Origin of the sequence: Cystobacter fuscus (genome assembly GCF_002305875.1) — a bacterium.
Classification (GTDB): domain Bacteria; phylum Myxococcota; class Myxococcia; order Myxococcales; family Myxococcaceae; genus Cystobacter; species Cystobacter fuscus_A.
Window position 1 is genome coordinate 7,324,491 of record NZ_CP022098.1, and the last position, 25,611, is coordinate 7,350,101.

Genomic DNA, 25,611 nt, shown 5'->3' on the forward strand with positions numbered 1-25,611 from the left:
TCGACACTCCAGCCCCCGCCCCCCCGCTCATGCCCCAGCCCCGCTCCCTCGTTGATCTGCTCGAAGAGCGCAGTTCCACCCGTGCCGAGCAGCGCCTGTACACCTTCCTGGATGACGAGGGAGCAGACGAAGCAGCCCTGTCCTACGGCGAGCTGTACACCCGCGCGCGGCGCATCGGGGCCGCCCTCCAGGAGCTGGCTCCCCCCGGTGAGCGCGCCGTGCTGCTCTACCCCCCCGGCACCGACTACGTCTCCGGCTTCTTCGGCACCCTCTTCTCCGGCCTCGTCGCCGTGCCCGCCTATCCGCCGGATCCCTCGCGTCTGGAGCGCACCCTGCCGCGTCTGCGCGCCATCATCCACGACGCCCGCGCCACCGTGGTGCTCACCACTTCCTTCGTCCTGTCCATGGTGGAGGAGCTCTTCCAGGACGCCCCCGACCTCAAGGCCCTGCGCTGGCTGGCCACCGATACCCTCTCCCCCGGCGGCGAGACGCTCTGGCGCAAGCCCTCCTTGAGCCCCGAGTCGCTCGCCTTCCTCCAGTACACCTCCGGCTCCACCGGCACGCCCCGCGGTGTGATGCTCAGCCACTCCAATCTGTTGCACAATCTGGCGCTCATCCGCGGCGCCTTCCAGACACGCGACGACAGCGTGGGCGTCATCTGGCTGCCGCCCTACCACGACATGGGGCTCATCGGCGGCATCCTCGTACCCCTCGCCCAGGGCTTCCACACCGCCCTCCTGTCGCCGCTGTCCTTCCTCAAGCGCCCCCGCTCCTGGTTGGAGGCCCTCACCCGCCTCGGCGGCACCATCAGCGGCGGCCCCAACTTCGCCTTCGAGCTGTGCGTGCGCCGCATCCCCCCCGAGCAGCGCGAGGGACTCGACCTGAGCCGCTGGCAGGTCGCCTTCTGCGGCGCCGAGCCCATCCGCCCCGCCACGCTCGACCGCTTCACCGAGGCCTTCGCCCCCCACGGCTTCCGCCGCGAGTCCTTCTATCCCTGCTACGGCCTCGCCGAGGCCACCCTCATCGTCTCCGGAGGCCTCGCCTCCGCTCCCCCCCTCCTGCGCGACGTGGACGCCTCCTCGCTGGAGCGGGGTCTCGCCGTGGTTCCCCCCACCCACGAGGCCGCCCGGACGTTGGTCGGTTGTGGCACGTCGCTCCAGGACCAACGCATCGCCATCGTGGAGCCGGAGTCCCTCCGCGAGCTGCCCCCGGGCGAGGTCGGCGAAATCTGGGTGAAGGGCCCCAGCGTCGCCCAGGGCTACTGGCAACAGCCCGAGGAGTCCGTGCACAGCTTCTCCGCCCGGACCGCCAGCGGCGAGGGCCCCTTCCTGCGCACCGGGGACCTCGGGTTCCTCGACGGCCACGAGCTGTACGTCACCGGACGGCGCAAGGATCTGCTCATCCTGCGCGGCCGCAATCTCTATCCCCAGGATCTCGAGTTCACGGTCGAGCAGAGCCACCCCGCGCTCCGGCCCGGCTGCGGCGCCGCCTTCAGCATCGAGGAGGATGGCGAGGAGCGTCTCGTCGTCGTGCAGGAGGTGGACGCGCGCAAGCTCGACGGCACCGTGGAGGAGCTCGCCGCCCTCCTCCGGCAACGCCTCGCCGAGCGGCATGAGGTGCGGCCCCACGCGCTCGTGCTCATCCAGCCCGGCAGTCTTCCCAAGACATCCAGCGGCAAGGTGCAGCGCCGCGCCTGCCGTGCCGCCTTCCTCGCGGGAGAGCTGCGCGCCGTCCACGTCTGGCGGGCCTCGGAGTCCACGCCTCCTCCCGTCGCGTCACCCGCCTCGCCCGCCACTCCCGCCGACTCCGTGGAGGCCCGCGTGCTGGCGCTCATCGCCGCACGGCTGGGCGCTCGCGCCCACTCCCTGGAGCCGCACCAGCCCCTCACCCGGCTGGGACTGGATTCCCTCGCCGCGGTGGAGCTCGCGCACGCACTGGAGCAGGACCTGGGCGTCGCCCTGCCCATGGAGACCCTGCTGCGGGGCGTGAGCGCCTCCGAGCTGGCCCGGGAGATCTCCGCGCGTCAGGCGTCCGCCTCGCCCCGAGGCGCCATCCCCCGCGCGCCTCGCGACCGACCCCTGCCCCTCTCCTTCGCCCAGCAGCGCCTGTGGTTCCTCGACCGGCTCGAGCCCGGCAGCGCCTTCTACAACGTCCCCGTGGTCTCCCGCGTGACGGGCCCCCTCGACGTGTCCGCCTTGGAGAAGAGTCTCCAGGCCCTCGTGCGCCGCCATGAAACCCTGCGCACCGTGTTCCGCGAGGAGCGCGGCGAGCCCTCCCAGCACATCCTCGACACACTGGCCCTGCCCCTCGGCGTCGTCGACCTGAGCGCCCTGCCCGAGGACGCCCGCGAACGGGAAGCCCAGCGGCTCGCGCGCGAGGAGGCCCGGCGCCCCTTCGATCTCTCCCGCGGACCGCTGCTCCGCGCCTCCCTGGTGCGGCTCGGCGCCGGGCGGCATCTGCTGCTGCTCACGCCCCACCACATCATCTCCGATGGGTGGTCCCTGCGCGTCCTCGTGCGCGAGTTGGAGGCGCTCTACTCGGCCCTCTCCACCGGCCGCACTCCCTCCCTCCCCGCCCTGCCCCTCCAATACGCCGACTATGCCGTCTGGCAGCGCGAGTCGCTGCGCGGCGAGCGGCTCGAGGCACTGCTCGGCTGGTGGCGCACGTACCTCGTCGGCGCCCCGCCCGTGCTGGAGCTGCCCGGGGATCGTCCCCGGCCTCCGTCCCAGTCCTATCAGGGCGCTCACGTGGTGCATCGCCTCGAGCGCGAGTCCTGGGCCCGCGTGAAGGCGCTCGCCCACCACGAAGGCACCACCCCCTTCGTCGCCCTGCTCGCTGGCTTCCAGCTCCTGCTCCACCGCTACTCCGGCCAGGAGGAGCTCGTCGTCGGCGTGGACCTCGCCCACCGCACGCGGCCCGAGATCGCTGGACTCATCGGCCTCTTCGTCAACCCGCTCCCCGTCCGTGGAGATCTGCGCGGCGCCCCCTCCTTCCGTGAGCTGCTCGCCCGGGTCCACGCGGGCGTGCTCGGCGTCCAGGCCCACCAGGACCTGCCCTTCGACGAGCTGGTGCGCGCGCTCAACCCCGAGCGCAGCCTCGCCCACGCGCCTCTCTTCCAGGTGAAGCTCGTGCTCCAGGACGCCCCCTCCACGCCTCCGGGCGCGAGCCTCGTCCTCGACAGCTCCCTCGGGGACACCGGCGCCACCAAGCTCGACCTCACCCTCTCCCTCACCGAGACCACCCGCGGCCTGGAGCTGCTCGGCGAGTACGCCACCGATCTCTTCGACGCGAGCACCGTCTCGCGCATGCTCGCGCACCTGTGTCTGCTGCTCGAAGGGGCCGCCGCGGCGCCCGATCGCCCCGTGCACGCCCTGCCTCTGCTCTCCGAGCCCGAGCGCCACCGCGCCCTCGTGGAGTGGAGCCACACCGCGCCCGCGATCCCTGACTCCCTCGCGCACCTCCTCTTCGAGGAGCAGGTCCGCCGCACCCCCGACGCTCCCGCCGTCTCGCTCGGCACCCGCACCCTGTCCTATCGGCAGCTCGACGCGCGCGCCAACCAGCTCGCCTGGCACCTGGCCTCGCTCGGCGTCGGGCCCGAGATGGTGGTGGGCGTGCACCTGGAGCGCACGCCCGAGTGGGCCATCGCCGTGCTCGGCGTGCTCAAGGCTGGCGGCTCCTTCCTGCCGCTCGACCCCAGCTACCCCTCCGCCCGTCTCGCGCTGATGCTCCGGGAAGCCCAGGTGCCCGTGATCATCTCCCGCGAGGCCCTGGCCGATCAGCTCGCCTCGCAAGGTGAGCTGCTGGTGCTCCTGGACAGCGATGGTCCCGCCCTGGACGCACGGCCCGAGACGGCGCTCTCTCCCGCCCCCGCCGTCACCCCCGGGCACCTCGCCTACGTCATCTTCACCTCCGGCTCCACCGGCACGCCCAAGGGCACCCTGCTGGAGCACCGTGGCCTGTGCAACACCGCCCGCGCCACCCACGAGGCACTCGGCCTGCGCCCCGGTGAACGGATGCTGCAACTGGCGTCCATCGGCTTCGATGCCTCCGTCAGCGAGCTCTTCTCCACGCTGCTCTCCGGCGCCCACCTGGTGCTCGCTCCGCCCGAGTCGCTGCTGCCCGGGCCCCCGCTCCAGAAGGTGCTCGCCGACGAGCGCATCACCGTCATCACCGCCACGCCCACCTCGCTCGCCCCGCTGGAGCCCGAGGCCCTGCCCCACCTGCACGTGGTGGCCTCCGTGGGCGAGGCCTGCACCCCGGAGCTGGCCCGGCGCTGGAAGCCCGGCCGCCGCTTCCTCAACGCCTACGGCCCCACCGAGGCGAGCGTCTGCGCCACCCTCGATCCCGACGTGGATCCCCGCCAGCCGTCCATCGGCCGGCCCATCGCGGGCGCCCGGACGTACGTGCTCGACGCGCGCCTGGAGCCCGTGCCCGTGGGAGTCCCCGGTGAGCTGTACGTGGGCGGCGCGGGCGTGGCCCGGGGCTACCTCCACCGCCCCGCGCTCACCGCCGAGCGCTTCGTTCCCCACCCCTTCTCCTCCGTCCCCGGTGAGCGGCTGTACCGGACCGGGGACCGCGTGCGCCTGTTGCCGGATGGGCGGCTGGAATTCCTCGGCCGGCGCGATGCCCAGGTGAAGGTGCGTGGCGTGCGCGTGGAGTTGGGCGAGGTGGAAGCCGCGCTCGCCCAGCACCCCGGCGTACGTCAGGTCGTGGTGCTCGTGCGGGAGCACGCTGGCGAGTCGCGGCTGGTGGCCTATGTCGTGGCCGGCGAGGACGTGGAGCCCGCGACCCTCCGGCGCCTCCTGCGCGAGCGGCTCCCCGACGCGCTCGTGCCCTCCGCCATCGTCCGGCTGGACGCGCTGCCCCTGTCCCCGGGCGGCAAGGTGGATCGTCAGGCACTGCCCTCGCCCGAGCAGGCCAGCCCCGTGCCCCCGGCGCCCTCCGCCGGGCCCCGCTCCGAGCTGGAGCAGCGCATCGCCTCCGTCTGGGCGCGCGTGCTCCAGGTGCCCCACGTGGGGCCGCATGACCATTTCTTCGATGACCTGGGCGGCAGCTCGCTGCTCGTGGTGAAGGCGAGCACGCACCTGCGCGACGAGCTGGGCCACGACGTCCCCGTCACCCACCTCTTCGAGCACCCCACCGTGAGCGCCCTCGCGGCGCGGCTCCAGAGCGAGCGCCCGGCCCCCGCCGCCGCTCCCGAGCCCCGGCGCACGGCCGCCGATGAGGACTCCCACGACATCGCCCTCATCGGCATGGCCGGGCGCTTCCCGGGCGCCGCCGATGTGCACGCCTTCTGGGAGAACCTGCGCCAGGGCGTGGAGTCCATCTCGCGCTTCGCCCCGGAGGAGCTGGAACCCTCGCCCCTGTTCTCCGAGGCGCTGCGCACCCATCCGGACTTCGTCCCCGCCGGCGGCGTCCTCGAGGGCGCCGAGGGCTTCGATGCCGGCTTCTTCGAGCTGTCCCCCCGCGAGGCGACGTGGATGGATCCGCAGCAGCGGCTCTTCCTCCAGTGCGCCTGGCACGCGCTCGAGGACGCCGGCTACGATCCGGAGCGCTTCCACGAGCCCATCTCCCTCTACGCCGGCGCGGGCAGCTCGAGCACGCACGTGCTGGCGGTGCTCGGGCAGACCCGGAAGGATCCCGCCTCGCTGTTCGAGGCGCTGGGCACCACCACCGGCGAGAACGTGGCCACCAAGACGGCCTACAAGCTCCAGCTCGGCGGCGAGAGCCTCAACGTCTACACCGCCTGCTCCACGGGGCTCGTGGCCGTGCACCTCGCCTGCCAGAGCCTGCGCACCCGCCAGTCGGACCTCGCGCTGGCCGGCGCGGTGAAGGTGTCCCTGCCCCAGCGCACCGGCTACCTCTTCCAGGAGGGGATGATCCTCTCCCCCGACGGCCACTGCCGCGCCTTCGACGCGAGCGCCCGCGGCACCGTGCTCGGCAACGGCCTGGGCGTGGTGGTGCTCAAGCGGCTCGCGGACGCCGTGCGCGATGGGGACTCCATCTACGCCGTCATCAAGGGCTCCTCGCTCAACAACGACGCCGCCGCCAAGGTCAGCTACACCGCGCCCAGCGTCCAGGGACAGAGCCAGGTCATCTCCCGCGCGCTCGCCTCGGCCGGGGTCGACGCCTCCAGCATCGGCTACGTGGAGGCCCATGGCACGGGCACCTCGCTGGGAGATCCGATCGAGATCGCCGCGCTCACCCGCGCCTTCCGCGCCCAGACGGGCCTCACCGGCTACTGCGCCATCGGCTCGGTGAAGACCAACATCGGGCACCTGGACACCGCCGCGGGCATCGTCGGTCTCATCAAGGCCGCCCTCGCGCTGCACCACGGAGAAATCCCCCCGAGCCTCCACTTCGAGCGCCCCAATCCGGAGATCGACTTCGAGCGAGGTCCGTTCTTCGTCAACACCGCGCTCCGACCCTGGACGCGCACCGAGGGCCCCAGGCGGGCCGGAGTCAGCTCGTTCGGCATCGGTGGCACCAACGCCCACGTGGTGCTGGAAGAGGCGCCGCGCCAGGACGGCGGGCAGGGCAGCCACCGCCCCCGGCAGCTCGTCACCCTGTCCGCCCGGAGCGCCTCCGCCCTGGAGGCGATGGGCCACGCGCTGGCCGGCTTCGTGGAGAACCACCCGGAGGTGAACCTCGCGGACCTGGCCTTCACCCACCACGTGGGGCGCAAGGCCTTCGAGTTCCGCCGGGCGTTCGTCGTGGAGGACGCCGCGGGACTCGTGCGCGCGCTGGAGGAGGCGGGCCCTCCGTCCGAGGTGCGTGACCTGAACGCCGCCCGCTCGCGCCGCGTGGCCTTCCTCTTCCCCGGACAGGGCGCGCAGTCCGTGCGCATGGCCCAGGAGCTGTACGCCTCCGAGCCCCTCTTCCGGAAGGAGCTGGACGCGTGCCTCGCGCTCCTGCCCGCCGCGGGCCTCACGGAGCCGCTGCGCCCGGTGCTCTTCCCCGAGCCGGGTGCCGAGGCCGCCGCCGAGTCCCTCCTCTCCTCGCCCCGCATCGCGCTGCCCGCGCTGCTGGCCGTGGAGATCGCCCTCGCCCGGCTGTGGCGGAGCTTCGGCTTCGAGCCGTCCGCGCTGCTCGGCCACAGCTTCGGCGAGTACGCGGCGGCGTGTGTGTCGGGCGTGCTCTCCCTGGAGGACGCGCTCCGGCTGGCCGTCATCCGCGGGGAGCTCATGGCCCAGCTTCCCCCGGGCGGCATGCTCGCGGTGGGGCTCTCCGCCGAGGCCCTGGCGCCGCTCCTGCCCGAGGCCGTGGAGATCTCCGCCCTCAATGGCCCGGATCGCTGCACGGTGTCCGGTCCCCTCGAGGCCCTGGACGCCCTGGAGCGCACGCTCGCCGGACGGCACGTGGGCCTGATGCGCCTGTCCTCGGCGCATGCGTTCCACTCGCGCGCCGTCGAGCCGTTGATGGCCGGCCTGGAGCGCGCCGTGGCCGGGCTCACCCTGAATCCCCCCGCCATTCCCTACATCTCCAGCCTCACCGGCACGTGGATCCGCCCCGAGGAGGCGACATCCCCGCGTTACTGGGCCCGGCAGATGCGCGAGCCCGTGCGCTTCGCCTCGGGCTTGAACACGCTCGTGGAGGCGGGCTGGAGCTGGTTCATCGAGACCGGTCCGGACCAGAACCTCACCGCGCTCGCCCGGCCCCGGTTGCGCGCCGAGAGCACGGCGCTCGGGGTGCCCTCGCTGCGCCGCAATGGCACGTCCACCTCCGACTCCCAGGCCCTGTTGGAGTCACTGGGCTCGCTCTGGCGCGCGGGCGCGGCCCTGGACTGGAACGGCTTCCACGCCCACGAGCGCCGCCGCCGCATCCCGCTCCCGGGCTACCCGTTCGAGGAGACTCGCTTCCCCCTGGAGCAGCGGCCCGCCACGCCCACCGAGTCCCTCCCCGTGGTGGCCGCCGTTCCTCCGCCTCCGCCGCCCCCCGCACCCGTGCCCACCTCCGAGGCCCCCGTGCGCCGCGCGCCCCTCGGCGACATCCAGCAACGGCTGACGGAGCTGTGGCGGGAGCGGCTGGGCGTGGAGGAGATCGGCCCGGACGACAACTTCCTCGATCTGGGCGGCAACTCGCTGATGGCGGCGCAGTTGCTCACCCGGTTGCGCGAGACCTTCCAGGCACGGATTCCGCTCAATGATCTGTTCGAGGCACCCACCATCGCCACCCTGGCCGCGCGCATCGAGGCCCGACTCCAGGAGGAGCCGCGCTCGGGCGAGGCGGCTGGGACGGCGATGCGGCCCGTGCCCCGCCCCGAGCCCATTCCCCTGTCCTACGTGCAGGAGCGCGTCTGGGAGATGGAGCTGCGCGAACCGGGCAGCTCCCTCTTCAACGAGCCCCTCGCGGTCCGGCTCTCCGGCGCGCTGCGGCCCGAGCTGCTCGAGCACGGCATCAACGAGGTGATCCGCCGGCACGAGTCGCTGCGCACCATCTTCCCCCAGGTGGACGGCAAGGCCTGGCCGCGCATCCTCCCCGAGGTGCGCGTGTCCCTGCCGGTGGTGGACCTGAGCGGCTTCGCCGGGGACCGGGAGGCCGAGGCGATGCGCCTGGCCCGCCTCGCGCCCACCGCGCCGTTCCCGCTCGCGTGGGGTCCGCTGGTCCGGGTGCAACTGCTGCGGATGGCCGAGGCCGAGCACGTGCTGCTGCTCACCATCCATCACCTCGTGGCGGACACGATCTCCCTGGTGAACTTCATCGGGGAGGCGATGGCCTTCTACGGTGGGCTGCTCACGGGCCAGCCCGTGCCCGTGCCCGTGCCCGCGCTGCCCCTCCAGTACATCGACTTCACCCTCTGGCAGCGCCGCGCCCTGGCCGATGGCTCGCTCGCGGCCCAGCAGACGTACTGGCGCCAGCGACTCGCGCGGCGTCCCGGACCCCTCCCCCTGCTCCTGGATCGCCCGCGCGTGCCCGGTGCGCGCCGCCAGGGCGCCCGTCACGCGTTCGCCTTCCCCCGGGCGCTCGGCGCCGCCCTCCACGCCTTCGGCCAACGCGAGGGCCTCACTCCGTACATGACGCTGCTCGCGGGCTTCAAGGCCTGGCTGGCCCGGTGCACGGGTCAGGACGACATCATTGTCGGCACCTCCATCGGCAACCGGACCCGCCCCGAGCTGGAGCCGCAGATCGGCTACGTGGCCCATGCCCTGGCGCTGCGCACCTCGCTGGCCGGCGACCCGAGCTTCCGCGCGCTCGCGCTGCGCGTGCGCGACACCACCCTCTCCGCCTTCGCCCACCCGGACGTGCCCTACGAGCAGCTCCTCGGAGAGCTGGAGCCCGGTGAGGAGGCCCGGCTGTCGCGTCTGTTCGACGCCATCTTCCTGCTGCACACCCAGGGCGTGTCCGCGCCCCTGCTCGAGCTGCCCGGCCCGAAGCTGAGCTACTTCGACGTCACCGGGCTGCCCGCCCAGTACGGCACCTCGCTCGCGGACATGTCGCTGCTCATGCGCGAGGACGCCCAGGGCTTCTCCGGCACGCTGGAGTACGCCGTCGATCTGTTCGACGCCTCCACCATCGTCCGGATGCTCTCTCAACTGGAGGCGTTGCTCACCGACGCGGTGGCCTCTCCGGACAAGCCCCTGTCCCAGCTCTCCCTGGACGGGCCCTCGCGAGCAGCGGAGCTGCCCGGCGCCTCCATCTCCCAGTGCACCTCCCTGCCCGCCCTGCTGTCCGCCCAGGCCGAACGCACTCCGGACGCGGTGGCGCTCCGCCAGGGAGACCAGAGCCTGAGCTGGCGGGTTCTGCGCGCCCATGCGCTCGCGCTCGCCTCCCGGCTGAGGGCTCGCGGCGTGGGTCCGGGGATTCCCGTGGCCGTGAGCCTGGAGCCCTCGCCCGAGCGGGCGGTGGCCCTGTGGGGCGTGCTGGCCGCTGGAGGGGCCTATGCCCTCGTCTCGCCGTCCGAGGAGCTGTCCTCGCTCGGCCGGGAAGAGGCCGCTCCCCTCCTCATCATGAGCCCCTCGGCCCCGCCGCCTCCGGGGCTGGACGAGGCCCACGTCCTGCGCCTCTCGCTGTCCGATGCGCGCTCCCCCGAGAGCCTCGCGCCGGCCGTGGATGGCAACGGCCTGGCCTGCCTGGTGCGCGAACCGGAGCACGGCGAGCGGGCCCGGGTCATGTGGAGCCACCACAACCTGATCGAGCGCTTCTCCGCGCTGGATGCCCGCGTCGAGGCCCGTCCGGGCGAGACCTGGTGGAGCCTTCCGGACGCCGCCGATCCCTCGGGCCTGGAGCTGCTCTGGGCGCTCACCCGAGGACTCCAGGTCGTCTTCCCGGCACGCGCTCCGTCGAGGCTCGTGGCGTTGCGCCCGGAGCGGTCCGCGACGCGGCCCCTGGACTTCAGCCTCTTCTACTTCGCCAATGACGCGGAGGCCTCGGGGCGGCGCAAATACCAGCTCCTGCTGGATGGGGCGAGGTTCGCCGACACGCACGGCTTCAGCGCGGTGTGGACGCCCGAGCGGCACTTCCATGCCTTCGGTGGCCCCTACCCGAGCCCCACCGCCACCAGCGCGGCGCTGGCGATGATCACCGAGCGGGTGTCCCTGCGCGCGGGCAGCGTGGTGCTTCCGCTGCATGATCCCATCCGCGTGGCCGAGGAGTGGTCCGTCATCGACAACCTCTCCAACGGCCGGGCCGGCGTGTCCTTCGCCACGGGGTGGAACCCCAACGACTTCGTCTTCGCGCCGGAGAACTTCCAGCAGCGCCCCGAGGCCCTGCGCAAGGGACTCGAGGAGATCCGCACCTTGTGGAAGGGCGGTGGCGTGCGCCGCGCCAACGGCGCCGGCAACGAGGTGGACATCACCATCCGCCCCCGCCCGGTGCAGGCGGAGCTGCCCGTGTGGATCACCGCCGCCTTCAACCCGGACACCTTCCGGCTGGCCGGAGCGCTGGGCGCGGGACTGCTCACCAACGTGCTGGGGCTCGGACAGGACTTCGAGGAGCTGGCGCGGAAGATCGCCCTCTACCGGCAGGCGCGGCGCGAGGCGGGGCATGACCGGGGCCACGTGGTGCTGATGCTCCACACCTTCGTGGCGGGCAGCCCGGAGGACGTGAAGCGCCAGGCGCGCGAGCCCCTCACACGCTACTTCCGCAGCTCGGTGGAGCTGTTCAACGGGCTGGTGGCCAGCCAGGGCCTGGGGCTCGACGTGCGCGACCTCACGCCCCAGGACGTGGAGGTGCTGCTGGAGCGGGGCGTCTCGCGCTACCTGGAGGCGGGGGGCATGTTCGGCACGCCCCAGACGCTCGCGCCCCGGGTGGAGCAGTTGCGCCGGGCGGACGTGGACGAGGTGGCCTGCCTCGTCGACTTCGGCCTGGCCCACGAGGCCGCGATGGAAGGGCTGCGCCACCTGGACGTGCTGCGCCGCCAGAGCCAGGAGCCGGTGGCCGAGCCCACCGCGTCCGTGCTCGTGGAGGCCGATGGCATCCAGCTTCTCGCGGAGTCGTTGAAGAGGAGTCCTCCCGCGCACCTGCGCGGCACCGTCGCGCTCGTCGAGGCCCTCGCGCGGATGCCAGATGCCGCCGAGGTGCTCGGTCCGGTGCGCACGCTGGTACTGGATGGGGCCGACGCGATCCCCGCCCCCCTGGCCACGGCGCTCCAGCGGGTGGCCTCCGCGCGCGTGGTGGCGCCCGCAACCCTGTTGCCCGGTGCGCGCGAGGACGACTCGCGCGCCTCACGTGTCGTGCTGGACGCCGCCGGACGCCGCGCCCCGGTGGGTGTGGTGGGCGAGCTGTTCCTGGGCGGCGACGCGGTGCCGCTCGGCTTCTGGAAGGCACCCGAGGTGACGCGTGCCCGGCTCCGCGCCTCGCCCGATGGCTCGGGAGCCCGCCTCTACGGCACCGGCGCCCCCGCCCGCTACCGCGCGGACGGTGAGGTGGAGCTCCTCTCGACCCTGGCCCGGCAACGTCCCGCCTCCCAGGAGCTGCCCCCTGTCCCCTCCACTCCGCCCCCCGCGCCCATCCCGGTCCACACCGAGGCTCCCGCGCTCCAGGGCGAGGTCATCCCCCGTGTGTCCCGCGAGGCGCCCCCGCCACTGTCATTCGCGCAGCAGCGGCTGTGGTTCCTCGACCAGTACCAACCGGGCAGCGCGCTCTACAACATGCCGGCGGCGATGCGCCTGGAGGGCTCGCTCGACGTGGCCGCCCTGGGACGCGCCTTCGCCGAGTTGACGCGCCGCCACGAGGCCCTGCACACGACCTTCCAGGCGCGGGAGGGCGCTCCGATCCAGGTGATCTCCCTCCCCGAGCAGCGCGCGCTGGAGGTGGAGGATCTCGGCCACCTGCCCCCGGCCGAGCGGTGGGCCGAGGGACTGCGCCTGGCGCGCGAGGAGGCATGCCGGCCGTTCGATCTCACCCATGGGCCGCTGATGCGCACGCGCGTGTTGCGGCTCACGGAGAACGAGCACCTGCTGCTGGTGACGATGCACCACATCGTCTCGGACAGCTGGTCCATCGCCGTGCTGGTGCGCGAGGTGGTGGCGCTCTACGAGGCGTTCGCCGCGGGGAAGGCCTCGCCCCTGCCCGAGCTGCCCATTCAATACGCGGACTACGCCGTGTGGCAGCGCGAGTGGCTGCGCGGGCCCACGCTCGCGGGACAGGTGGAGTATTGGAGGAAGCAGCTCGCGGACGTGCCTCCGGCGCTGGAGCTGCCCACCGACTGGCCCCACACCGCGAACACGAGCAACCCGGGCACCTCGCTCCGGGTGACGTTCTCGCGTGCCCTGACGCAGGGGCTGAGGACGCTGTGCCGGCATGAGAAGGGCACCCTGTTCATGGGCCTGCTCGCGGGCCTCCAGGCGCTGCTGGCGCGCTACACCGGACAGGAGGACATCTGCGTGGGAGCGCCCATCGCCGGCCGCACCCAGCCCCAGACGGAGGCGTTGATTGGCTTCTTCGTCAACACGCTGGTGCTGCGCACGCGGCTGGAGGGCAACCCCACCTTCCGCGAGCTGCTCGGCCGCGTGCGGGAAGTGACGCTCGGGGCCTACGCCCACCAGGACGTGCCCTTCGAGAAGCTCGTCGAGGAGTTGCAGCCTCCGCGTCAGCCCGAGCGCACGCCCTTCTTCCAGGTCGCGCTCGTGTTGATCAACACCCCCTCCGCGGAGATCTCCACGCGAGGACTCACCTTCCACCCCCTCGAGGTGGACAGCGGGACCTCCAAGTTCGACTTCACTCTGATCCTCACCGAGTCACCCCAGGGAATGAGTGGCGCCCTGGAGTACCGGAGCGATCTGCTCTCGGCCGCCACGGCGGCGAGGATGGTGGAACACCTGCGTCTGCTGTTGGAGGACGCCGTGGCCCATCCCGAGCGCCGTGTGTCCTCGCTCGCGCTTCTCTCCGAGGCGGAGCGGCGTCAGGTGTTGGTGGAGTGGAACGCACGCACCGCGGACTTCCCTCCTCCCGCGCTCGTGCATCAGCTCTTCGAGGCCCAGGCCGCTCGCACTCCCGACACGCTCGCCGTGGTGTTCGAGGACACTCAGCTCACCTACGTCCGCCTGGAGCGTCAGGCCAATCGCCTCGCCCACTACCTGCACAGCCTGGGCGTCCGCGCGGGGGATTGCGTCGCGTTGTGCGTGGAACGCTCGCTGGAGTTGGCCGTGGGCGTGCTCGGCGTGCTCAAGGCCGGTGCGGCCTATGTGCCCCTCGACCCGGCCTACCCCGCCGAGCGTCTGGCCTTCATGGTGGAGGATGCGGGTTCTCCCCTCGTCCTCACCCACTCGCGTCTCCTCTCCTCTCTGCCTTCGGGCACCCGGGCCCTGTGCCTGGACACCGAGGCCGAGGCCCTCTCGCGCCAGCCCACCTATGCGCCCGCGCTGGAGCTGTCGCCCGAGGCCCCGTGCTACCTGCTGTACACCTCGGGCAGTACCGGCCAGCCCAAGGGCGTGCTCCTGCCTCACCGCGCACTGAGCCATCTGCTGCACTGGCAGTCACTCCAGTCTCCCCTACCCTCGGCCACCACCCTCCAGTTCTCGGCTTTGAGCTTCGACGTCTCCTTCCAGGAGCTCTTCTCCACCTGGTGCTCCGGCGGCACCCTCGTGCTCCCCTCCTCCGAGGTGCGTCGCGACATCCCCGCCCTCCTGGCCCTCATGGCTCGCCAGGGGGTGCAACGCCTCTTCCTCCCCTTCATCGCCCTCCAGGCCCTCGCCGATGCCGTCTCCCACGGCGCTCCTCTTCCCGAGCGCCTGCGTGAGGTGGTGACAGCCGGCGAGCAACTCCAAGTCACCCCCGCCCTCGTCTCCTTCTTCCAGCGTCTGCCTCAGTGCGTGCTGGAGAACCAGTACGGCCCCACCGAGAGCCATGTGGTGAGTGCCTACCGCCTGCGCGGCGCTCCGACTGAATGGCCCCGTCTGCCGCCCATCGGCTCGCCCCTGCCGCACTGCCCGCTCTACGTGCTGGACGCGCACGGACAGCCGTGTGCTCCCAGCGTACCCGGTGAGCTGTTCATCGGCGGCGAGCAATTGGCGCTCGGCTACCACGCCCGCCCCTCACTCACCGCCGAGCGCTTCGTGCCCGACCCCTTCAGCACCACGCCCGGCGCCCGCCTGTACCGCACCGGCGACCGGGCCCGGTGGAATGCCGAGGGCGTGCTGGAGTACCTCGGCCGCCTGGATGGACAGGTGAAGGTGCGTGGCTTCCGCATCGAGATGGGTGAGGTGGAAGCCGCCCTGCGCGAGGCCCCTGGTGTCACCGACGCGGCGGCCGTGGTGCGCGAGGACTCCCCCGGCGACAAGCGCTTGGTGGGCTACGTCGTGCTCCCCTCCACTACGCCCTGGGAGCCCGAGACCCTGCGTCAGGCCCTGGCGCGCCGCCTGCCCGAGTACATGCTGCCCTCGGCCCTGGTGCGCCTGGACACCCTGCCCCTGACACCCAGTGGCAAGCTGGCCCGCCGTCTGCTGCCCGTGCCCGACGCCGACAGCCTGCGCGGCGCCGCTCCCTTCGTCGCTCCCTCCTCTCCCCTGGAGCAGACACTGGTGGACACCTTCGCCCAGGTGCTGGGCGTGGCACGCGTGAGCGTGGACGACCACTTCTTCAACCTCGGCGGCCACTCCCTGCTCGCCACCCAGGTGGTGTCTCGTCTGCGCAGTGCCCTCGGCGTGGACCTCCCCCTGCGCGAGTTGTTCGAAGCCCCCACCGTTCGCGCGCTCTCCCGACGCATTCAAACCCTCGCGTCCACGGAGCAGCGGGAGACTCGCGCGACCGTTCGAGTGACTCGCACGGGGCTGACGGAAGCGGAGCTGTCGTTCGCGCAGCAGCGGCTGTGGTTCCTCGACCAGTACCAACCGGGCAGCGCGCTCTACAACATGCCCGCCGCGCTGCGCGTGGAGGGAACGATCGACGTGGCTGCCCTGGAGCGAGCCTTCACCGGGTTGATCCACCGTCATGAAGTGCTGCGCACCACCTTCCAGGTCCGCGAGGGCAAGCCCGTTCAGCTCATCTCGCCCGCGACGACCTGGACACTGAAGGTCGAGGACCTGGGGCACATCCCCCCGGAGCAGCGGCGGGCCGAGGCCCTGCGGCTGGCACACGAGGACGCGCGCCAGCCGTTCGATCTCGCGCGGGGCCCGCTGCTGCGCACGCGGCTCCTGCGCCTGTCGGAGCGCGAGCACCTGTTGCCCATCACGCTGCACCACATCATCTCGGATGGCTGGTCCATCGCCGTGTTGATCCGGGACATGGTGGCCCTCTACGAGTCCTGCATCACCGGCGGACCGTCGCCGCTGCCGGAGCTGCCCATCCAGTACGTGGACTACACCGTGTGGCAGCGCGAGTGGCTCCAGGGCGAGGTGTTGAAGCAACAGCTCGACTACTGGAGAACGCAGCTCGCGGATGTCCCGCCCGCGCTGGAGCTGCCCACCGACTGGCCACACACCGCGGATACCCGCCACCCAGGCGCCTCGATGCGGGTGGAGCTGCCGCATGAGCTGATCCAGGGACTCGGAGCGCTGTGCCAGCGCGAGGGCGCCACGTTGTTCATGGGTCTGCTGGCGGGTCTCCAGACCCTGCTGGCGCGCTACACCGGGCAGGACGACATCTGTGTCGGAGCGCCCATCGCCGGCCGCACCCAGACCCAGACCGAGGGACTCGTCGGCTTCTTCGTCAACACGCTGGTGCTGCGCACGCGGATGGAGGGCAACCCCACCTTCCGCGAGCTGCTCGGCCGCGTGCGGGAAGTCACGCTCGGAGCCTATGCCCACCAGGACGTGCCCTTCGAGAAGCTCGTCGAGGAGCTCCAGCCTCCGCGTCAGCCCGAGCGCACGCCCTTCTTCCAGGTCGCGCTCGTGTTGCTCAACGCGCCCTCCGCGCGGCTCAGCGTGCCCGGGCTCGAACTCGAGATGTTGGACCTGGACACGGGCACGTCCAAGTTCGACTTCACCCTGCTGCTCACCGAGACCCCGGGAGGCTTGAACGCCACGCTGGAGTACCGGAGCGATCTGTTCTCGGCCGCCACGGCGGCGCGGATGATGGAGCACCTGCGTCTGTTGTTGGAGGACGCCGTGGCCCATCCCGAGCGCCGCCTGTTCTCGCTGTCCCTCTTCTCCGAGGCGGAACGGCGGCGGGTGTTGGTGGAGTGGAACGCACGTACCGCGGACTTCCCGCCTCCCGCGCTCGTGCATCAGCTCTTCGAGGCCCAGGCCGCTCGCACTCCCGACACGCTCGCCGTGGTGTTCGAGGACTCCCAGCTCACCTACGCCCGCCTGGAGCGTCAGGCCAATCGTCTCGCCCACTACCTGCACAGCCTGGGCGTGCGTCCCGGTGACCGCGTCGCCCTGTGCGTGGAGCGCTCTCTGGAGCTGACGGTGGGCGTGCTCGGCGTGCTCAAGGCCGGCGCGGCCTATGTGCCCCTCGACCCGGCCTACCCCGCCGAGCGTCTGGCCTTCATGGTGGAGGATGCGGGTTCTCCCCTCGTCCTCACCCACTCGCGTCTCCTCTCCTCTCTGCCTTCGGGCACCCGGGCCCTGTGCCTGGACACCGAGGCCGAGGCCCTCTCGCGCCAGCCCACCTACGCCCCCGCGCTGGAGCTGTCGCCCGAGGCCCCGTGCTACCTGCTGTACACCTCGGGCAGCACCGGCCAGCCCAAGGGCGTGCTCCTGCCTCACCGCGCACTGAGCCACCTGCTGCACTGGCAGTCGCTCCAGTCGCCCCTGCCCTCGGCCACCACCCTCCAGTTCTCGGCGTTGAGCTTTGACGTCTCCTTCCAGGAGCTCTTCTCCACCTGGTTCTCCGGCGGCACCCTCGTGCTCCCCTCCTCCGAGGTGCGTCGCGACATCCCCGCCCTCCTGGCCCTCATGGCTCGCCAGGGCGTGCAGCGTCTCTTCCTGCCCTTCGTCGCCCTCCAGTCCCTCGCCGATGCCGTCTCCCACGGCGCTCCTCTTCCCGAGCGCCTGCGCGAAGTCGTCACCGCGGGCGAGCAGCTCCAAGTCACCCCCGCCCTCGTCTCCTTCTTCCAGCGCCTGCCGCAGTGCGTGCTGGAGAACCAGTACGGCCCCACCGAGAGCCATGTGGTGAGTGCCTACCGGCTGCGCGGCGCTCCGGCAGAATGGCCCCGCCTGCCACCCATCGGCTCGCCCCTGCCCCACTGCCCGCTCTACGTCCTGGACCCGCACGGCCAGCCGTGTGCCCCCGGCGTGCCCGGGGAGCTGTTCATCGGTGGCGAGCAACTCGCCCTCGGCTACCACGCCCGCCCCTCACTCACCGCCGAGCGCTTCGTCCCCGATCCCTTCAGCACCACGCCCGGCGCCCGCCTGTACCGCACCGGAGACCGGGCGCGGTGGAACGCCGAGGGCATGCTGGAGTACCTCGGCCGCCTGGACGGACAGGTGAAGGTGCGTGGCTTCCGCATCGAAACCGGCGAGGTGGAAGCCGCCCTGCGCGAGGCCCCCGGCGTCACCGACGCGGCGGCCGTGGTGCGCGAGGACTCCCCCGGCGACAAGCGCCTGGTGGGCTACGTCGTGCTCCCCTCCACTACACCCTGGGAGCCCGAGGCCCTGCGTCAAACCCTGACCCGCCGCCTGCCCGAGTACATGCTGCCCTCGGCCCTGGTGCGCCTGGATGCCCTGCCCCTGACACCCAGTGGCAAGCTGGCTCGCCGCCTGCTGCCCGTGCCCGACTCTGACAGTCTGCGCGGCGCCGCCCCCTTCGTCGCTCCCTCCTCTCCCCTGGAGCAGACACTGGTGGACACCTTCGCCCAGGTGCTGGGCGTGGTACGCGTGAGCGTGGACGACCACTTCTTCAACCTCGGCGGCCACTCCCTGCTCGCCACCCAGGTGGTGTCTCGTCTGCGCAGTGCCCTCGGCGTGGACCTCCCCCTGCGCGAGTTGTTCGAGGCTCCCACCGTTCGCGCGCTCGCCCAGCGCCTCCAGGCAATCATCCCAGCCCCGACCCGCCGGGTATCCGCTCCGGTCATCGTCCCCCGCTCGGTCGAGGCGGAGCTGTCGTTCGCGCAGCAGCGGCTGTGGTTCCTCGACCAGTACCAACCGGGCAGCGCGCTCTACAACATGCCCGCCGCGCTGCGACTGGAAGGCCCGCTCGATGTAAGCGCCCTGCGCAACACGTTCACCGAGCTGGTGCGTCGCCATCAGGTACTGCGCACCACCTTCCGGATCCGCGAGGAAGTCGCCCGCCAGGTCATCGCGCCCGCGACGGGTTGGACGCTGGACATCGAGGACCTGGCGCAGCTCCCCTCGGAGCAGCGGCGAGCCGAGGCCCTGCGGCTGGCCCGTGACGAGGCCCGCATGCCCTTCGATCTCGCGCGGGGCCCGCTGTTGCGCACGCGCGTGCTGCGGCTGTCTCCCCGGGAGCACCTGCTGCTGGTGACGATGCACCACATCATCTCGGATGGCTGGTCCATGGCCGTGCTGATCCGCGAGGTGGTGGCGCTCTACGAGGCCTTCTCCACGGGCAAGCCATCACCCCTGCCCGAGCTGCCCATCCAGTACGTGGACTACGCCGTGTGGCAGCGCGAGTGGCTCCAGGGCGAGGTACTGGAGCAACAACTCGCCTACTGGAAACAGCAGCTCGAGGACGTGCCCCCCGCGCTGGAGCTGCCCACCGACTGGCCGCGCACCGCGGATCCGCTCAACCCAGGCGCCTCGCTGAAGGTCGAGCTGTCGCCGAGGTTGATGCACGGGCTGAAGGCACTGTGCCAGCGCGAGGGCGCCACGCTGTTCATGGGCCTGCTGGCGGGCTTCCAGCTCCTGCTGGCGCGCTACAGCGGGCAGGAGGACCTGTGCGTGGGAGCGCCCATCGCCGGCCGCACCCAGGCACAGACCGAGGGGCTCATCGGCTTCTTCGTCAACACGCTGGTGCTGCGCACGCGGCTGGAGGGCAATCCCACCTTCCGCGAGCTGCTCGGCCGCGTGCGGGAAGTGACACTCGGGGCCTATGCCCACCAGGACGTGCCCTTCGAGAAGCTCGTCGAGGTGCTGCAACCCCCGCGTCAGCTCGGACGTACGCCTTTCTTCCAGGTGATGTTGGCCCTGCTCAACACGCCCTCGGAGACGCTGTCCGTCTCCGGGCTGAGGATCGAGCCGATGCCCCTGGACGGTGGCACGTCCCGGTTCGACTTCTCGCTCTCCCTCACCGAGACCCCGGGCGGGTTGAGCGGCGAGCTCGAGTACCGGACGGATCTGTTCTCGGCCGGCACGGCGGCGCGGATGATGGAGCACCTGCGCCTGCTGCTGGAGGACGCGGTGGCACATCCCGAGCGCCGTGTGTCCTCGCTGTCCTTCCTGTCCGAGACGGAGCGGCACCGGGTGCTGGTGGAATGGAACGCCACCGCGGCGGACTTCCCACGGGACACCCTGGTCCACTCGCTCTTCGAGACCCAGGCCGCGCGCACGCCCGAGGCGGTGGCGGTGGAGTTCCAGGGCTCCACCCTCACCTATGCCTGGTTGGAGCGGCGCGCGCGCCGGCTCGCCCACCACCTGCGAGGGCTCGGCGTGCGCGCGGGGGACCGGGTCGCGCTGTGCGTGGAACGATCGCTGGAGATGATGGTGGGCCTGGTGGGCATCCTCCAGGCGGGCGCCGCGTACGTCCCGATGGATCCCTCCACGCCCCCCGAGCGCCTGGCCTTCATGCTGGCGGACACCGGTGCGCCCGTGCTGCTCACCCAGGAGCACCTGCGCGCCACGCTGCCCTCCTTCGCGGGCCACCTCGTGACGCTCGAGTCGGGCGAGTGGATGCGCTCGGACGACGCGCCCGCGCCGCTCGACTCCGGCGTGACGGCGGAGCATCCCGCCTACGTCATCTACACCTCCGGGAGCACGGGCCAACCCAAGGGCACGCTGCTGAGCCACCGGGGCCTGGTCAACAACATGACGTGGCTCATCTCCACGTTCGGCCTGAGCGCCGGGGATCGGGTGCTCCAGAAGACGACCCTGAGCTTCGATGCCGCGGTCTCGGAGTGCTGGGCCTCGCTGCTGGTCGGCGGCCCGCTGGTGCTCGCCCCGCCCACGGCCCACCGGGATCCCACCGCCCTGGTGGACTGCGTGGTGCGCGAGCGCATCCACGTGCTGCAACTGGTGCCCTCGCTGCTGCGCTTCATGCTGGAGGAGCCCGGCCTCGCCCGAGCCACGCACCTGCGCTTGATTCTCTGCGGCGGTGAAGCGCTGAGCGCGGAGCTGGGCGTGCGCCTGCGCGCGATCCTGCCCCAGGTCCGACTGGCCAACCTCTACGGCCCCACCGAGACCACCATCGATGCCACCTGGGCCTCCGTCTCGGGAGAGGAGTCCACCGGGGCCCCGCTGCCCATCGGACGGCCGGTGACCAACACCCAGGCGTACGTGCTGGATGGCGCGGGGAGCCCGGTGCCCGTGGGCGTGCCCGGAGAGCTGTACATCGGCGGCGTGCAACTGGCCCACGGCTACCTGGGCCGGCCCGCGCTCACCGCCGAGCGCTTCGTGCCCCATCCCTTCAGCTCCGAGCCCGGAGCGCGGCTGTACCGCACGGGAGACCGGGCCCGGTGGTCGCCGGACGGGCAGCTCCAGTTCCTGGGGCGTGTCGACTTCCAGGTGAAGCTGCGCGGCCTGCGCATCGAGCTGGGGGAGATCGAGAGCGTGCTCTCCCGCCACCCGGCGGTGCGGGAGGTGGCGGTGCTGGCGCGCGAGGATCTCCCGGGAGGCGAGGGCCTGGTGGCCTATGTCACCCCACGTCCGGGCCAGGTGCTGGAGGAAGCCGCCCTGCGTGCCGTCCTGCGCCAGGGCCTGCCCGAGTACATGGTGCCCGCGGCCTTCGTGGTGCTGGACGCCCTGCCCCTCACGCGCAGCGGCAAGCTGGATCGCAAGGCGCTCCCGGCGCCCGTGGCGTCCGCCTCCGAGGAGAGCTTCCTCGCGCCGGACACGGAGACGGGCAAGCGGCTCGCCGCGCTCTGGGGGGAGTTGCTCGGCCTGGAGCGGGTGGGAGCGCGGGATGACTTCTTCGCGCTGGGTGGCCACTCGCTGCTCGCCACGCGGTTGCAGTCGCGCATCCGCGGGGCCTTCGAGGTGGAGCTGCCCCTGCAGGCGCTCTTCGAGGCGAGGACCCTGGAGCAGCAGGCCGCGCGCGTGGAGGCGCTCCTGGGGCTGGCCCGGCCGCTCCAGGTGCCCCCACTGCGACCCATGCCTCGCCAGGCGCTCATGCCGCTGTCCTTCGCCCAGCAGCGGCTGTGGTTCCTGGAGCAGCTCGAGCTGGGCCTGCCCACCTTCAACGTCCCCATCGTCCTGCGACTGCGGGGGGTGCTGGACGTGGCGGGGCTCGAGCACTCCTTCCAGGAGATCCTGCGCCGGCACGAGGCGCTCCGGACGAGCTTCGAGCAGGGGCCGGAGGGTCCCGCGCAGAGGGTGCACCCCTCGGTGGAGTGGGTGCTCGGCCGGGTGGACCTGAGAGCGATGCCCACCGAGGCGCGTGAGCGCGAGGAGCGGCGGCTGGCGAATGAGGAGGCACGCAAGCCCTTCGTGCTGACCGAGGGGAGACTCCTGCGCGCCTCGTTGCTGTGGCTCCAGGACGAGGAGCACCTGCTGCTGTTGACCCTGCACCACATCGTCTCGGACGGCTGGAGCCTGGGCGTGCTGGTGCGCGAGCTGATGGAGCTGTACGCGGCGCGCTACGAGGGGAGGACGGCGCGGCTGCCCGCGCTGCCGGTGCAGTACGCGGACTACGCGGCCTGGCAGCGGCAGTGGCTGCGGGACGAGGTGCTGGAGGAGCAGCTCGGGTACTGGCGGCGGCGGTTGGAGGGAGCGCCGGCGGTGCTGGAGCTGCCGGCGGATCGACCCCGGCCCGCGACGCGCACGTACCGGGGAGGCCGGCTGCTGTCGAGGTGGAGCGGAGAGCTGACACGGAAGTTGGAGGCACTCGCCCTGCGCGAGCACTCCACGCTCTTCATGGTGCTGCTGGCGGGCTTCCACACGCTGCTGCACCGCTATACGGGGCAGACGGACGTGGTGGTGGGCACGGACGTGGCCAACCGCAACCGCCTGGAGACCGAGCCGCTCATCGGCTTCTTCATCAACCAGCTCGTGCTCCGGCTGGGACTGGAGGGCAACCCCACCTTCGGCGAGCTGCTCGCCCAGGCGAAGCGGGTGTCGATGGAGGCCCACACGCACCAGGACGTGCCCTTCGAGGAGGTGGTGCGCGCGCTCAACCCGGAGCGCAGCACGGCCCACGCGCCGCTCTTCCAGGTGAAGCTGGTGCTGCACAACGCGCCCCTGCCGATGCCCAGGCTGCCCGGATTGACGCTGAGCAGCGAGCACCCGGCCGAGGCGATGTCCAAGCTGGACCTGACGCTGCTGGTGAACCCCACGGCCGAGGGACTGGTGTGCGAGTGGATGTACAGCACGGACCTCTTCGACGCCTCCACGGTGGAGCGCATGGCCCGGCACTTCGAGCGCCTGATGGAGGGCGTGGTGGCCGGAGGAGGACGGTCGCGGCTGTCCGAGCTGCCGCTGCTGACGGAGGAGGAGCGACGGCGGGTGCTGGTGGAGTGGAACGACACCGCGAGGCCCTACGCGCGGCGGTGCCTGCATGAGCTCGTCTCCGAGCAGGCGAAGAGGACGCCCGAGGCGGTGGCGGTGAGCGCGGGCGGCGAGCGGCTCACCTACGGGGAGCTGGAGCGGCGGGCCAACCAGCTCGCGCATTGGCTCCAGGCGTTGGGAGTGGGAGCGGAGACGCGGGTGGGCCTGTTCGTGGAGCGGCGGGCGCACGCGCTGGTGGGCCTGCTGGGCATCCTCAAGGCGGGAGGGGCCTACGTGGCGTTGGATCCCTCGGCCGCGCGCGTGCCGACGCGGGTGCGGCACGTGCTCGAGGACGCGAGGATCCAGATCATCGTCACCGAGGAGTCCCTGGCGAACGAGCTGCCCGCGCAGGGCGAGTTCCTGGTGAGCCTGGACGCCGGGGACGGGCTGCTGGAGGCGCAACCCGAGGAGCCGCCCGAGTCCCGGGCGGGGCCGGACAACGTGGCGTACGTCATCTACACGTCCGGGAGCACGGGGCAGCCCAAGGGGGTGTGCATCGAGCACCAGCACCTGGCGAGCTACGTGGCGGCGGTGAGCGAGCGCCTGGAGCTGCCCCGGGGGATGAGCTTCGCGTCGGTATCGACGCTGGCCGCGGACCTGGGCCACACGGCGCTCTTCCCCACGCTGTGCGCGGGGGGCGCGGTGCACCTGGTGGACAAGGAGACGGCCTCGGACGCGGCGCGGATGGCGGCCCATGGGCGGGAGCACGGCGTGGAGGGGTTGAAGATCGTCCCGACGCACCTGGAGGCGCTGTTGTCGGGCGCGGACGCCGCGGCGGTGCTGCCGCGCCGACGCCTGGTGCTGGGTGGGGATCGCTCGGAGTGGGCGCTGGTGGAAAAGGTGCACGCCCTGGCGCCGGAGTGCGAGGTGTTCAACCACTACGGCCCGACGGAGACGACGGTGGGGGTGCTGGCGGAGAAGCTGGAGCGCGGGGCACGGGGCTCGGGAACGGTGCCACTGGGCCGGCCACTGGGGAACGTGCGGGCCTACGTGCTGGACGGGTACGGCCAGCCCGTGCCGCCGGGCGTGCCGGGCGAGCTGTTCATCGGCGGGCGGAGCGTGGGCCGAGGCTACCTGGGCCGGCCGGACCTGACGGCGGAGCGCTTCGTGCCGGATGGCTTCAGTGGGGAGGCCGGGGCGCGGCTGTACCGGACGGGAGACCGGGTGCGGTGGCTGGAGACGGGCCGCATCGAGTTCCTCGGCCGAGTGGATCACCAGTTGAAGATCCGCGGCTACCGGGTGGAGCTGGGCGAGGTGGAGGCGGAGCTGGGCCAGCACCCCGGCGTGAGCGAGTGCGTGGTGGTGGCGCGCGAGGAGGCCGGAGGGAGCAAGCACCTGGTGGCGTACGCGGTGGGCAAGCCGGGGCACGCGCTCGAGGAGCGAGGACTGCGCGTGTTCCTGGAGCAGCGGCTGCCGGACTACATGGTGCCCACGGCCTTCGTGGTGCTGGAGGCGATGCCGCTCACCTCGAACGGAAAGGTGGATCGCAAGGCACTGCCCGCCCCCGCCCAGCGGGAGGCGAGCGAGGCGTACGTGGAACCGCGCACGGAGACGGAGCGGAAGCTGGCGGAGCTGTGGAGGGAGTTGCTCGGCGTGCCGCGCGTGGGCGTGCACGACGACTTCTTCGAGCTGGGCGGACACTCGCTGCTGGCCACGCAGGTGGTGGCGCGCGTGGGCACCCTGTTCGACGTGCAGATCGCGGTGATTGATCTGTTCGAGGCGCCGCGGCTGGAGGGACTGGCGGCGCGCATCGACTCGGGCCGCACGTCGGACTCGCCGCTGGTGGCACTGAGGAAGGGAGGCGGCGCGAGGCCCTTCTTCTGCGTGCACGGCGTGGACGGCGACGCGATGACCTACCTGGAGCTGGCGAAGCGGATGGAGGCGGACCAGCCCTTCTACGCCCTCCGGTCGCTGGAGAACGGGACCGAGAAGACGGTGGAGGAGATGGCCGCGCGCTACCTGGAGGCCATCCAGGAGGTGCAGCCCGAGGGCCCCTACCTGTTGGGCGGCTGGTCCATGGGAGCGCGCGTGGTCTACGAGATGGCGCGGCAGCTCGAGGAGCGGGGCGAACGGGTGGATCTGCTGGTCATCATGGACGCGCGCGCCCATGACGGAGACTTCAAGCTGGAGCCGCTCGAGCCGGGGATGATGAACCCGGCGGTGTTCAAGTTCACCAACCACCTGCGGCGGATAGGAGCGCACCACCCGCGGGCGGCGGACCTCCTCCAGCAGTTGGATTCGGCGGAGCTGTGGTCGGTGCTGGACGGGCCTCCGGAGGCGAGCACCGCGCTCCAGTTGGACGAGGAGGCATGCGCGGAGCTGCGGACCCTGTGGCGGGTGTACGAGCGCAACTGGACCGCCGCGCGGATGTACGCCCCGAAGCCGTACGGAGGCCCGCTGGTGCTGCTGCGCGCCAGCGACGCCTACCCCGGCGAGAAGGCGGTAACAGCGGAGGAGTACGGCTGGGAGCCGCTGGCCCGGGGAGGCGTGGAGGTGCACGAGCAGCCGGGCACGCACATTGGCATCGTCACCCTGCCCCTGGTGGAGCACCTGGCCGCGCGGCTGAGGAGCCTGCTCAAGCGGACGCGGGAGCCGGGGACGGAGGCCGGGTAGCGCAGGGGCCGTCCGCAGGCGG

At 72.1% G+C, this 25,611-nt stretch carries 1 protein-coding gene; it reads left to right on the forward strand.

Features of this window, described 5'->3' with window-relative positions:
• Positions 1-29: 29 nt before the first annotated feature.
• Entirely contained in the window at positions 30-25,589 is a 25,560-nt protein-coding gene (locus CYFUS_RS29725; protein ID WP_095988299.1) for a hybrid non-ribosomal peptide synthetase/type I polyketide synthase, read from the forward strand.
• Positions 25,590-25,611: the final 22 nt, after the last annotated feature.

Excerpts from the sequence above, each read along its gene's own strand:
- CYFUS_RS29725 (WP_095988299.1), top strand. The coding sequence starts at position 30 with ATGCCCCAGCCCCGCTCCCTCGTTGATCTGCTCGAAGAGCGCAGTTCC.